This is a genomic window from Pseudomonas antarctica (assembly GCF_001647715.1).
GTDB classification, from domain to species: domain Bacteria; phylum Pseudomonadota; class Gammaproteobacteria; order Pseudomonadales; family Pseudomonadaceae; genus Aquipseudomonas; species Aquipseudomonas antarctica_A.
The window spans coordinates 1,166,012-1,178,953 of record NZ_CP015600.1; the positions used below are offsets into that span (position 1 = coordinate 1,166,012).

The following is a 12,942-nucleotide window of genomic DNA, read 5'->3' on the forward strand; positions in this document are numbered from 1 at the left end:
TACAAAAAGCCCGATACATCGCTCATTGACGACGCACATATCCAAAGGGAAAGGAATAATGGACGTAGCAGGTAATGGCTTCACTTTGTTTCATCGCAAGCGCAGCACCGGTTCCAAATCAATCCCCCTCACGCCCATCGCACTCGGGCTGGCCTTATGGCTGGGTCAGGGCTCAATGGCCTGGGCGGATGACAGCAACCCCTACACGGCTCAGGTGCTGGAGTCGGCCTTCAGGAAAGCCGTTGCATCGTTCGGCCCCAACACGGATGTCTACAAGAACCTGCGGTTTGCTTACGCAGACATTGTCGACCTCGCGGCCAAGGACTTTGCCGCCCAGTCGGGCAAGTTCGATTCGCCCCTCAAGCAATACTACGAACTGCAGCCGGAAAACCTGACCATCGGCGCCATGCTCGGCGATACCAAGCGTCCGCTGGACTATGCCTCGCGCCTGGATTACTACCGCAGCCGACTGTTCAGCAACAATGGCCGCTATACCACCAATATTCTGGATTTCTCCAAGGCCATCCTCGCGAACCTGCCGGCTGCCAAGCCCTATACCTATGTTGAGCCGGGCGTCAGCAGCAACCTGAATGGGCAACTGAATGCAGGCCAATCCTGGGCGGGCGCCACGCGTGACTGGAGCGCCAACGCCCAAACCTGGAAGACCCCGGAAGCCCAGGTCAACTCCGGCCTGGACCGCACCAACGCGTATTACGCCTATGCCCTGGGCATGACCGGCAAGGGCGTGAATGTGGGTGTGCTCGACTCGGGCATCCTCACCAAACACTTCGAGTTCCAGGGCAAAAATGCCCAGGGCCAGGACCGGGTGCAAGCGGTGACGTCCACCGGCGAGTATTACGCCACCCACCCGCGCTACCTCCACGACACCCCGGACGGCGAGTTTCAAAAGGGCGAGCACTTCAGTATTTCCGGTGAGTACGACCCGATCATCAATGACGGTCACGGCACGGAAATGTCCGGGGTACTGGGGGCCAGTCGCAACGGCACCGGCATGCATGGCATTGCCTTTGACGCGAATATTTTTGTCGCCAATACCGGCGGCACCGACGACAACCGTTTCCAGGGCTCCAACGACCTCGACTACAACGCGTTCATGGCCAGCTACAACGCCCTGGCGGCGAAGAACGTGTCGATCGTCAACCAGAGCTGGGGGCAAAATTCGCGCAACGACGTGGAGAACCACTTTGGTAATGTCGGCGACAGTGCGGCCGACAACTTGCGCGACATGACCGCCGCCTATCGCCCGTTCTGGGACAAGGCCCACGCCGGGCAGAAAACCTGGCTGGATGCCATGGCGGACGCCGCACGGCAAAACACTTTTATCCAGATCATCTCGGCGGGCAACGACAGCCACGGTGCCAACCCGGACACCAACGCCAACCTGCCGTTTTTCAAGCCGGACATCGAAGCAAAATTCCTCTCGATCACCGGTTACGACGAAACCAGCGCCCAGGTGTATAACCGCTGCGGTACTTCGAAGTGGTGGTGTGTGATGGGGGTTTCGGGCATTCCGTCCACCGGGCCGGAAGGCGAAATCATCCCGAATGCCAACGGTACGTCCGCCGCCGCACCGAGCGTTTCCGGGGCGTTGGCCCTGGTGATTCAGCGCTTCCCTTACATGACCGCCAGCCAGGCGCGGGATGTGTTGCTGACCACCTCCAGCCTGCAAGCGCCGGATGGCCCGGACACGCCTGTCGGTAACCTGACGGGTGGGCGCACCTACGACAACCTGCAACCGGTGCACGATGCCGCGCCAGGCACGCCGCAAGTGCCGGGAGTGGTCAGTGGCTGGGGCTTGCCTAATCTGCAAAAAGCCATGCAGGGGCCGGGGCAGTTCCTCGGTTCGGTGGCGGTGGCATTGCCCACCGGTACGCGTGATATCTGGGCTAACCCGATTTCCGATGAAGCGATTCGCGCCCGTCGTGTAGAAGACGCCACCGAACAGGCAACGTGGGCGGCGACCAAACAGCAAAAAGGCTGGCTGAACGGGCTGCCTGCCAATGCCTCGGCGGATGACCAGTTTGAATACGAAATCGGCCACGCCCGGGAACAGGCGACGCTGGCACGCGGTAAGGATTTGCTCACCGGCACGACCTATGTCGGCAGCCTGGCCAAGTCTGGGGACGGCGAATTGGTGCTGGAAGGCCAGAACACCTATTCGGGCAGCACGTGGGTACGCGGCGGCAAGCTGTCGGTCGACGGCTCGTTGACCTCGGCCGTGACGGTGGATGGCAGCGCCGTGGGTACGGTGAACGCGGATAACGGTGTGCCGACCACCCTGGGCGGCACACTGGCCGGTAACGGCAGCGTGGGAGCCTTGACCGTGAACAATGGCGGCCGCGTGGCGCCGGGTCATTCGATCGGCACGCTGCACACCGGTAACGTCACCTTCAACCCGGGTTCGGTGTATGCCGTGGAGGTCGGCCCGAACGGGCAGAGCGACCAGATCCAGAGCAGCGGCGTCGCCACGCTCAATGGCGGTGTTGTCACTGTGTCCCTGGAAAACAGCCCCAACCTGCTGTCCGCCACCGAAGCCCGTAGCCTGCTGGGCCAGCAGTTCAACATCCTCAGCGCCAGCCAGGGCATCAACGGCCAGTTTGCGGCGATTACGCCCAACTACCTGTTTATCGGCACTCAACTGAACTACCAGCCGAACCAACTGAGCCTGGCGGTGGAACGCAACCAGACGAGTTTTGCCAGCGTCGCGCAAACCCGCAACGAACGCGCCGTGGCAACCGTGGCCGATACATTGGGCAGCGGCAGCCCTGTGTATGAAAGCCTCCTGGCCTCGGACTCCGCCGCCCAGGCGCAGGCCGCGTTCAAGCAACTGTCGGGGCAGCTGCACTCGGATGTGGCGGCGGCGCAAATGGCCGACAGCCGTTACCTTCGCGAAGCGGTCAACGGTCGTCTGCAACAGGCCCAGGCGCTGGATTCCAGTGCGCAAATCCAGACCAGCGATAACGGTGGCTGGGTGCAACTGCTGGGGGGGCGCAATAACGTCAGCGGCGACAACAACGCCAGCGGCTACTCCTCGTCCACCAGCGGTGTGCTGCTGGGGCTGGACACGGACGTCGGCGACGGCTGGCGTGTAGGCGCGGCGACCGGCTACACCCAGAGTCATCTCAATGGCGAGTCGGCTTCGGCGGACAGTGACAACTATCACCTGTCGGTCTACGGCGGTAAACGCTTCGACGCCATCGCCCTGCGCTTGGGTGGCGCCACCACCTGGCATCGCCTGGACACCTCGCGGCGTGTGGCTTACGCCAACCAGTCGGACTATGACAAAGCCGACTACAACGCCCGTACGGACCAAGTGTTTGCCGAGATCGGTTACACCCAGTGGAACCTGTTCGAACCCTTCGCCAACCTGACGTACCTGAATTACCAGAGCGATTCGTTCAAGGAGAAGGGCGGCGCCGCAGCCTTGCACGCCAGCAAGCAAAGCCAGGACGCCACGCTGTCGACCCTGGGCCTGCGCGCGCATACCCAATTGGCGGTCAGCTCGACGTCGGCAGTGACGTTGCGCGGGGAGCTGGGTTGGGAGCATCAGTTCGGCGATACCGATCGCGATGCCTCGCTGAAGTTTACCGGCAGTGACACCGCCTTCGCCGTTAACAGTGTGCCCGTGGCCCGTGATGGCGCGGTGATCAAGGCCAGTGCGGAAATGGCGTTGACCAAAGACACGCTGGTGTCCTTGAACTACAGCGGTTTGCTGTCCAACCGGGGTAACAACAACGGGATCAATGCCGGATTTACGTTCCGCTTCTAATCCCGCGTTGTTGGTTATGAGGGGCGCACTGAGCAATCAGTGCGCCCCTTTTTTGATGGGATAAACAGCCCTGCGCAAAATTGACTCACAGGTTTACAATTGCCGCTCCTGATCAGGAGTATCCCTGTGCTGACTCATCTCGATTCCCAAGGTCGCGCCCATATGGTCGACGTCACCGACAAAGCCGTGACGTTCCGCGAGGCCGTGGCCGAAGCGCGGGTGCGCATGCTGCCCGACACCCTGAAAATGATTGTCGACGGCGCCCACCCCAAGGGCGACGTGTTTGCCGTGGCCCGTATTGCCGGGATCCAGGCCGCTAAAAAAACCAGTGATCTGATCCCGCTGTGCCACCCGCTGATGCTCACGGGCGTCAAGGTCGAGTTGAGCGCCGATGGCGTCGACGCCGTGCATATCCTCGCGCGTTGCAAACTCAGCGGCCAGACCGGCGTGGAGATGGAAGCGCTGACCGCTGCCAGTGTCGCAGCGCTGACGATCTACGACATGTGCAAGGCCGTGGACCGTGGCATGACCATCGAAAGTATTCGCCTGCTGGAAAAGCTCGGCGGTAAAAGCGGGCATTTCAAGGCGGACCAGGCATGAGCATCAACGTACTGTTTTTTGCGCGCTACGCCGAGGCGGTGGGTTTCGATTCACTGGAGATGGAGGGCGATTTCGCCACTGTCGATGCTGTGCGTCTTGCGCTGGCCGGTGACCCGGAGTTTGCCGTGCTCAACGAACCCAGCCTGATGTGCGCGCGTAACGAAGAACTTTGTTCGTTGGACGAGCCACTGAACGATGGTGATGAAGTCGCGTTTTTCCCGCCTGTGACCGGAGGCTGACCATGGCCATTCGGGTGCAGGCTGAGGCGTTTGATCCGGGCTTCGAAGTCAACGCGATGCATGCGGCCAATGTCGGCGTGGGCGCGGTGGTGAGTTTTGTCGGCTATGTGCGCGATTTCAATGACGGCCGCGACGTGTCGGGCATGTTCCTTGAGCACTATCCCGGCATGACCGAAAAAGCCCTGGCCAAGATCGCGGTGGAAGCCGAACAACGTTGGCCGTTGCTCAAGCTGGAAGTGCTGCACCGCATCGGCGCGCTGGAGCCGGGCGAGCCGATTGTGTTCGTGGCCGCCGCCAGTGCGCATCGCCAGGCCGCGTTTGATGCCTGTGCGTTTGTGATGGACTACCTGAAGACCCGCGCGCCGTTCTGGAAGAAAGAACACACCCCTGAAGGGCCACGCTGGGTGGAAGGGCGGGGCAGCGATCACGCGGCGGCGGATCGCTGGAAGTAAACAGCTGACTAAATGTGTGTGGAGATCCAAATGTGGGAGCGGGCTTGCTCGCGAAAGCGGTGTCTCAGTCAGTACATCTTTAACTGACAGACCGCATTCGCGAGCAAGCCCGCTCCCACATTTTTAATCGCATTCCGGCTTACGGGCGTTTGCGTTCCACAGCCCGCAGCAAATGCGTCGGCGGCGTCTCGCAACTGATCTTGCGACCCAGCAACGTCTCGATCGACGGCAGCTGGTACGAGTCATCTTCCCCGGCAAAGCTGATCGATACACCCGCAGCGCCTGCACGGCCGGTACGGCCAATGCGGTGCACGTAGTCGTCCGGCACTTCCGGCAGGGTGAAGTTGATCACATGGCTGATGCCATCAATGTGAATTCCGCGCCCGGCAACGTCAGTGGCCACCAGCACGCGAATCTTGCCTTCGCGAAAGCCTTCCAGGGTCTTGATGCGCTTGTGTTGCGGCACATCGCCGGACAGTTGCGCAGCGTTGACGCCATCGCGTACCAGGCGTTCTTCGATGCGGCGCACTTCGTCCTTGCGGTTGGCGAACACCATCACGCGTTCCCAACCATTGTCGTTGATCAGGTTGTAGAGCAGCTTGTACTTGTCGGCGCCGGCGACGGCGTAGATGTGCTGTTCGACGTTTTCGCTGGCGACGTTCAGCGCTTCGATCTCGACGATGGACGGGTCGGTGGTCCACTGCTTGGCGAGGTTCATCACGTCTTCGGTGAAGGTCGCGGAGAACAGCAGGGTTTGGCGCTCGTTTTTCGGCGGGGTCTGGCGAATGATCTGACGTACTTGCGGGATAAAACCCATGTCGAGCATGCGGTCGGCTTCGTCCAGCACCATCACTTCGACCATGTCCAAATGCACGTCGCCGCGCTGGTTGAAGTCGAGCAGGCGGCCCGGGGTGGCGACCAGGATGTCGCAGTGACGGGCTTCGAGGTGCTTGAGTTGCTTGTCGAAGTCCATGCCGCCAACGAACGTCATGACGTTGAGGCCGGTGTACTTGGTCAGGTCGGCGGCGTCCTTGGCGATCTGCACCACCAGCTCCCGGGTCGGGGCGATGATCAGTGCGCGCGGCTCACCCATGTAGCGTTCTTTGGGCGGCGGCGTTTGCAGCAGCTGGGTGATGATCGAAATCAGGAACGCGGCGGTCTTGCCGGTGCCGGTTTGCGCGCGACCAATGGCATCTTTGCCGGCGAGGGTGAAACCCAGCACCTGCGCCTGGATCGGCGTGCAGTACGGGAACCCCAGGTCCTGGATGGCGTGCATCAGTTCCGGGGCCAGTTTGAAATCGTGGAAGCGGGTTTTGCCTTCCTGGGGCTCGACGGCGAAGTCTTCGAGTTTCCACGGGGTCACGGGCGGTTTTGGTGCGCGTTCGCGGCGTGGTGCTTTCGGCGCCGGCGCCGGTGCGGGGGCGGCCTCAGCAGGCAGTACCTGTTCAGGTGGCGTCACCGGCGGTTTCTTCGGCGAGGCGACAGGTGCGGTCCGGCCTGGCTGTTGACCGTCATTGCGGCTGTCGGAGGAGGGGACAGGAGCACTGGGAACAGGCGCGAACGGCTCAGCCTCGCTTTTGCCGAACATCTTCTTAAGTGCTTTGAGCACGGTGATCTCATTAATTGGTTAAGGAATGTACGCCGGCCAGTGTAATGCAAGAAACGGGCGCGGCGTAGTGCGTCTGTCATACGGCTACATAAACGCTGGGTTTCAGCCCAGGCGTGCGGTCAACCAGGCACCGATATCGCGTATCTCTTCAGGTAACACTTCGTGACCCATTGGGTATTCCTGCCATGTCACGGTGACACCACGGCTCTTCAAGTGCTCGTAGGCGCTTCGGCCCATGGCGTTTTGCACCACGTCGTCGTACTGACCGTGCAGGCAGAGGGCAGGCGTGCGCTGTTGGCTCGCAGACAATTCCAGCTCGTCACCAAAGGTTGGTGCATAAGTAGAGAGGGCAATCACGCCGCCCAAGGGCCCCTGCCATTTAAGAAAGGCGGTGTGGAAGACCACGGCGCCACCTTGGGAAAAACCGGCGAGGAAAATCCGCGAGGCGTCTATCCCGGTTCTTTTTTGATCTTCGATCAAGTCCGTGACCATTTTGGTCGACGCTTCCAGCTCTTCCAGGCTGATGGAACGGGCTGGGCTCATGGCCTTGATGTCGTACCAGCTGGGCATCTCGTAGCCGCCATTGATGGTCACCGGGCGGGTCGGCGCCTGGGGCAATACAAAGCGTGTGGACAGCAAGTTTTCCTGCAGCGCCTCGGCCACCGGCAGGAAGTCGTAGCGATCGGCACCCAGGCCATGCAACCAGATTACGCAGGCGTCTGCGGGCTTGGCGGGCTGTAGAATCAAGGGTTCGGTCATGTCTGCTCCATATATGTGCGTGCGCTCCGATTGGGTGCGTCGGAACGGTGCGCGACGGGTTGATCTGTTAAGAGAATGTCGCAAGGTTGAATCTTTTTCTATTGACCATGGGCTGAAACGACTCAGCCTCCACTCTGGTACGCGCCTTGCTATGTGTAGGTCGATGTCAGAACTATCTTAGGACGGTAACACTATCAGTGACTGCCGCTTGTGGGATAGCAACTGGAATTACCGCGACAACTTCATGCCGCTTGACCCCAAAAAAAGCCAACACGGGTCGATATCGCCTCATAAGGGTGCGCTGAGGTTGGAGCTCCGACACAACAAGAGCAACTGGAGGTTTGAATGAAGGTATTGAAATCCACCCTGGCCATCGTAACCGCGGCCGCTGTACTGGGTGTCAGTGGTTTCGCCCAAGCCGGCGCCACCCTGGACGCCGTGCAGAAGAAAGGCTTTGTGCAATGTGGCGTGAGTGACGGCCTGCCGGGTTTCTCGGTACCGGATGCCAGCGGCAAGATCCTCGGGATCGATGCTGACGTTTGCCGCGCTGTGGCTGCCGCCGTTTTCGGTGACGCAACCAAGGTCAAATTCAGCCAGTTGAACGCCAAGGAGCGTTTCACCGCGCTTCAGTCCGGCGAAGTCGACATCCTGTCGCGCAACACCACCATGACCAGCTCCCGCGATGCGGGCATGGGCCTCAAGTTTCCGGGCTTCATCACCTACTACGACGGTGTTGGCTTCCTGGTTAACAACAAGCTGGGCGTGAAAAGTGCCAAGGAACTGGACGGTGCAACCATCTGCATCCAGGCCGGTACCACCACCGAGCTGAACGTTTCCGACTACTTCCGCGCCAACAACCTCAAGTACACCCCGATCACCTTCGACACCTCCGATGAAAGCGCCAAGTCGCTGGAATCCGGTCGTTGCGACGTGCTGACTTCCGACAAGTCGCAACTCTACGCACAGCGCAGCAAGTTGGCCTCGCCGAAAGACTACGTGGTGCTGCCGGAAACCATTTCCAAAGAGCCGCTGGGCCCGGTCGTTCGTAATGGCGACGACGAGTGGCTGGCCATCGTGCGCTGGGTTGGCTACGCCATGCTCAACGCTGAAGAAGCCGGTATCACGTCGAAGAACGTTGAAGCTGAAGCCAAGTCCACCAAGAACCCGGACGTTGCACGCCTGCTGGGTGCTGACGGCGAATACGGCAAAGACTTGAAAGTGAAAAAAGATTGGGTCGTGCAGATCGTCAAGCAGGTCGGTAACTACGGTGAAGTGTTCGAGAAAAACCTCGGCAAGAGCACACCACTGGAAATCGACCGCGGCATGAACGCACTGTGGAACAACGGTGGCATTCAATACGCACCCCCTGTGCGCTGATAGCTGATGGTTCTGTCACCCGGTGGGCCAACCACCGGGTGATGTTCTGTTCCATTCTTTCCGGGGCACTTCATGCAAAATCAAATCGGCGCACCAAAGCAGAAGCTCAGCTTCAGCGATCCCAAAGTGCGTGCGTGGCTCTTTCAGATCATCACGATTGTGGCGGTGGTCTCGCTGGGCTGGTACCTCTTCAACAATACGCAGACCAACCTTCAACACCGTGGCATTACCTCGGGTTTCGACTTTCTTGAGCGCAGTGCCGGCTTCGGCATCGCGCAGCATTTGATCGACTACACCGAATCGGACAGCTATGCCCGAGTCTTTGTGATCGGCCTGCTCAACACCTTGCTGGTGACCGTGATCGGTGTGGTCCTGGCGACCCTGCTCGGCTTCATCATCGGCGTGGCGCGCTTGTCGCCGAACTGGATGATCAACAAACTGGCGACGGTGTACGTGGAAGTGTTCCGCAACATCCCGCCGCTGCTGCAGATCCTGTTCTGGTACTTCGCGGTGTTCCTGACCATGCCGGGGCCGCGCAACAGCCATAATTTCGCGGACACCTTCTTTGTCAGCAGCCGTGGTCTGAACATGCCGGCAGCGATTGCCGCCGACGGGTTCTGGCCGTTTGTGATCAGCGTTGTCGTCGCGATCGTGGCAATCGTGCTGATGGCCCGCTGGGCCAACAAGCGCTTTGAAGCGACCGGCGTACCCTTCCATAAATTCTGGGCGGGCCTGGCGCTGTTGATTGTGATCCCGGCGTTGTGCGCCCTGATCTTCGGCGCGCCGTTGCACTGGGAAATGCCCAAGTTGCAGGGCTTCAACTTCGTTGGCGGCTGGGTATTGATCCCCGAACTGCTGGCGTTGACCCTGGCACTTACCGTCTACACGGCAGCGTTTATTGCCGAGATCGTGCGTTCGGGCATCAAGTCCGTCAGCCACGGCCAGACCGAAGCCGCGCGCTCCCTGGGCCTGCGCCCTGGGCCGACGCTGCGCAAGGTCATCATCCCGCAAGCCCTGCGGGTGATCATTCCGCCGCTGACCAGCCAATACCTGAACCTGGCGAAAAACTCGTCACTGGCCGCCGGTATCGGTTACCCGGAAATGGTTTCGCTGTTTGCCGGCACGGTGCTCAACCAGACCGGCCAGGCCATCGAAGTCATTGCCATCACCATGAGCGTGTACCTGGCGATCAGCATCAGCATTTCCCTGCTGATGAACTGGTACAACAAGCGCATTGCGCTGATCGAGCGGTGAGGAAACGCACATGAGTTCGCATACGTTCAAACCTGATATGCCGCCGCCGAGCAAAGTCTTCGGACCGATGGCCTGGATGCGCGCCAACCTGTTTTCCAGCTGGCTCAACACCCTGCTGACGCTGTTGGCGTTCTACCTGATTTACCTGATTGTGCCGCCCATCCTGCACTGGGCCATCCTGGACGCAAACTGGGTGGGTACTACGCGCGCTGACTGCACCAAGGAGGGCGCCTGCTGGGTGTTTATCCAACAGCGCTTCGGGCAGTTCATGTACGGCTACTACCCCGGCGACCTGCGCTGGCGCGTAGACCTGACCGTGTGGCTGGCCATCGTTGGCGTGGCGCCGTTGTTCATCTCGCGTTTTCAACGCAAGGCGATCTACGGCCTGAGCTTCCTGGTGTTGTACCCGATCATTGCCTACTTCCTGTTGCACGGCGGGATCTTCGGCCTGACCAACGTGGCGACCAGCCAATGGGGCGGCTTGATGCTGACCCTGGTGATTGCCACGGTCGGCATCGCCGGCGCCTTGCCGCTGGGCATTGTGCTGGCGCTGGGGCGACGTTCGAACATGCCGGCGATTCGTGTGGTCTGCGTGACCTTCATCGAATTCTGGCGCGGCGTGCCGTTGATCACGGTGCTGTTCATGTCCTCGGTGATGCTGCCGTTGTTCCTGCCTGAAGGCATGGGCATCGACAAGCTGTTGCGGGCACTGATCGGCGTGATCCTGTTCCAGTCGGCCTACGTGGCTGAAGTGGTGCGCGGTGGCTTGCAGGCGATTCCCAAGGGGCAGTACGAAGCGGCCGCGGCGATGGGCCTGGGTTACTGGCGCAGCATGGGCCTGGTGATTCTGCCGCAAGCCCTGAAGCTGGTAATCCCGGGCATCGTCAACACGTTTATTGCGTTGTTCAAAGACACCAGCCTTGTGATCATCATTGGCCTGTTCGACCTGCTCAACAGCGTCAAGCAAGCCGCCGCCGACCCTAAATGGTTGGGCATGGCCACTGAAGGCTACGTGTTCGCCGCCCTGGTGTTCTGGATTTTCTGTTTTGGTATGTCGCGCTATTCCATTCATTTGGAACACAAGCTCGACACAGGCCACAAGCGTTAGGAGTTGTTGTTATGAGCGAAGCGATCAAACAGCCTGTGAGCCCTGAAGGCATTATCCAGATGCAGGGCGTCAACAAGTGGTACGGCCAGTTCCATGTGTTGAAAGACATCAACCTCAACGTCAAGCAGGGCGAGCGTATCGTGCTGTGCGGCCCGTCGGGTTCGGGCAAGTCCACCACCATCCGCTGCCTCAACCGTCTGGAAGAGCACCAGCAGGGCCGCATCGTGGTCGACGGCGTGGAACTGACCAACGACCTCAAGCAGATCGAAGCGATCCGCCGTGAAGTGGGCATGGTGTTCCAGCACTTCAACCTGTTCCCGCACCTGACCATCCTGCAGAACTGCACGCTGGCGCCGATGTGGGTACGCAAGATGCCCAAGCGCAAGGCCGAAGAAATTGCCATGCACTACCTGGAGCGCGTGCGCATTCCGGAGCAGGCCCACAAGTTTCCGGGGCAACTGTCCGGCGGCCAGCAACAGCGTGTGGCGATTGCCCGTGCGCTGTGCATGAAGCCGAAAATCATGTTGTTCGACGAGCCGACTTCGGCCCTCGACCCGGAAATGGTGAAGGAAGTACTCGACACCATGATCGGCCTGGCCGAAGACGGCATGACCATGTTGTGCGTGACCCACGAAATGGGCTTCGCCCGCACCGTGGCCAACCGCGTGATCTTCATGGACAAGGGCGAAATCGTCGAACAGGCGGCGCCGAATGACTTCTTCGACAACCCGCAGAATGATCGGACCAAGTTGTTCTTGAGCCAGATTTTGCATTGATCGATGTTTGAAACGATAAACCCGGCCTGGTGCCGGGTTTATTTTTGCCTGTCTAGGAGGCTTTGAGAGCGTCTTGTGTTTCGTTATTGATGGTGCAGGTGAACGCGTTGCGCAGGTCTGCGCCTTCGGACAAGGCCTTGGCGTCAGCGAGTAGATGAGGATAGCGATCCAGCAGGCGCATCAGCACCATCAGCGACTTGGGTGGCGTTATCTCGCCCCGCTCGTAGCGTGAAAATGCGTTGTGCCCGCCACCGGACAGCAGTTCCACGGTTTCTTTTTGCGTCATGTGCAGCTTGCGACGTATACGCTTCAATTCGGCGCCGATCATCCGTCGAGCGGCGTGGAGCAAGTCATCACCGGCTTTAGCATGGCGCTCGGAGCAATCGGGGTCATACATGCCGTCCTTGCACAGTTGGCATTCCCAGCCCGAAAGATCATCAATGTGCCGCTCCATACCTTTGACACGCAGGGTTTCACTGCGGCCCTCGAAACGCACCATGGCGTCGGGTGCCCCGCAGATGAAGCAATGTTGGGTTTTCATGGGTTCATCCCTTTGAAGGAGATTACCGGTGGGTTACTGCCTGAGCAGTAAGTGACCTTGATGTAAATCTCCAGACCGTGTGAATGGATGTGGTAGACGTCTTGCCAGACCCGATGATCGGCGTAGGTGGTCATCGACTTGTACAACATCCTGTTTTGTAATTCGAAAACTACCGCTTGCATCTCGCTGATATCGAGGTCGAGATTCTTTCCAGAATCCCTTGCGGCGCGCGTGAATGCCTGTGCTCCAAGCCGCCTCACATCTGCCTTGACCACCGCCAGATCGTAATGAGGTGTGTACTTTTCCATAAGACACCTGAGTCCAATAATTACCCTATAAGGGTAATTTTACCAGTCGAAAATACTGCTCCTTTGCCTGCCCAAGAACCCTAGTGCGTTGCCTTTGTAGGCAACTCCGAATAGGCTGTAGGAAAATTC

General features: G+C 59.7%; 12 protein-coding genes. 8 read left to right on the forward strand and 4 right to left on the reverse strand.

The window, feature by feature from the left end:
- The first annotated feature begins 58 nt into the window (after positions 1-58).
- The 4 genes from A7J50_RS05025 to moaE all read left to right on the forward strand — a co-directional run bounded on the left by A7J50_RS05025 (position 59) and on the right by moaE (position 5,081).
- Positions 59-3,790: an autotransporter domain-containing protein gene (locus tag A7J50_RS05025; protein WP_064450801.1), complete on the forward strand. Its 3,732-nt coding sequence runs from the start codon at positions 59-61 to the stop codon at positions 3,788-3,790.
- A gap of 126 nt (positions 3,791-3,916) precedes the next feature.
- Complete coding sequence (gene moaC, locus A7J50_RS05030; protein ID WP_064450802.1) at positions 3,917-4,390, forward strand: cyclic pyranopterin monophosphate synthase MoaC; 474 nt, start codon at positions 3,917-3,919, stop codon at positions 4,388-4,390.
- On the forward strand, positions 4,387-4,629 hold the full coding sequence (moaD, locus tag A7J50_RS05035; protein ID WP_064450803.1) for a molybdopterin converting factor subunit 1: 243 nt from the start codon (positions 4,387-4,389) through the stop codon (positions 4,627-4,629). Before moaC ends, moaD begins: the two co-directional genes overlap by 4 nt.
- Positions 4,630-4,631: 2 nt before the next feature.
- Positions 4,632-5,081: a molybdopterin synthase catalytic subunit MoaE gene (gene moaE / locus A7J50_RS05040; RefSeq protein ID WP_064450804.1), complete on the forward strand. Its 450-nt coding sequence runs from the start codon at positions 4,632-4,634 to the stop codon at positions 5,079-5,081.
- A 139-nt stretch (positions 5,082-5,220) separates the two neighbouring features.
- On the opposite strand, the gene rhlB is transcribed toward moaE, so the two are convergent.
- Together rhlB and A7J50_RS05050 are read right to left on the reverse strand one after the other, a co-directional pair.
- A complete protein-coding gene (rhlB, locus tag A7J50_RS05045) occupies positions 5,221-6,696 on the reverse strand; it encodes an ATP-dependent RNA helicase RhlB (RefSeq protein WP_064450805.1) in 1,476 nt (491 codons plus the stop codon).
- 96 nt (positions 6,697-6,792) lie between these two features.
- Positions 6,793-7,449 (reverse strand): alpha/beta hydrolase, encoded by a 657-nt coding sequence (locus tag A7J50_RS05050; protein WP_064450806.1) that lies wholly within the window; start codon positions 7,447-7,449, stop codon positions 6,793-6,795.
- 345 nt (positions 7,450-7,794) lie between these two features.
- Here A7J50_RS05050 and A7J50_RS05055 point away from each other — a divergent pair, with 345 nt between their 5' ends.
- From A7J50_RS05055 to A7J50_RS05070, 4 genes are all read left to right on the forward strand, one after another.
- Entirely contained in the window at positions 7,795-8,826 is a 1,032-nt protein-coding gene (locus tag A7J50_RS05055; RefSeq protein WP_064450807.1) for an amino acid ABC transporter substrate-binding protein, read from the forward strand.
- Positions 8,827-8,898: 72 nt separating this feature from the next.
- Positions 8,899-10,080, forward strand: coding sequence for an amino acid ABC transporter permease (locus A7J50_RS05060; RefSeq protein WP_064450808.1), 1,182 nt, complete (start codon positions 8,899-8,901; stop codon positions 10,078-10,080).
- 10 nt (positions 10,081-10,090) lie between these two features.
- Entirely contained in the window at positions 10,091-11,188 is a 1,098-nt protein-coding gene (locus A7J50_RS05065) for an amino acid ABC transporter permease (RefSeq protein WP_064450809.1), read from the forward strand.
- 11 nt (positions 11,189-11,199) lie between these two features.
- Positions 11,200-11,964 carry an amino acid ABC transporter ATP-binding protein gene (locus A7J50_RS05070; protein ID WP_003171943.1) on the forward strand — a complete coding sequence of 255 codons (765 nt, stop codon included), beginning with the start codon at positions 11,200-11,202 and terminating at the stop codon, positions 11,962-11,964.
- Between the two features lie 52 nt (positions 11,965-12,016).
- Here the strand turns inward: A7J50_RS05070 and A7J50_RS05075 are convergent, their stop codons facing one another.
- Both A7J50_RS05075 and A7J50_RS05080 read right to left on the reverse strand, forming a co-directional pair.
- Complete coding sequence (locus tag A7J50_RS05075) at positions 12,017-12,505, reverse strand: type II toxin-antitoxin system MqsA family antitoxin (RefSeq protein ID WP_064450810.1); 489 nt, start codon at positions 12,503-12,505, stop codon at positions 12,017-12,019.
- Positions 12,502-12,813: a type II toxin-antitoxin system MqsR family toxin gene (locus tag A7J50_RS05080; protein ID WP_064450811.1), complete on the reverse strand. Its 312-nt coding sequence runs from the start codon at positions 12,811-12,813 to the stop codon at positions 12,502-12,504. The genes A7J50_RS05075 and A7J50_RS05080 overlap by 4 nt, the downstream gene beginning before the upstream one ends.
- Positions 12,814-12,942: the final 129 nt, after the last annotated feature.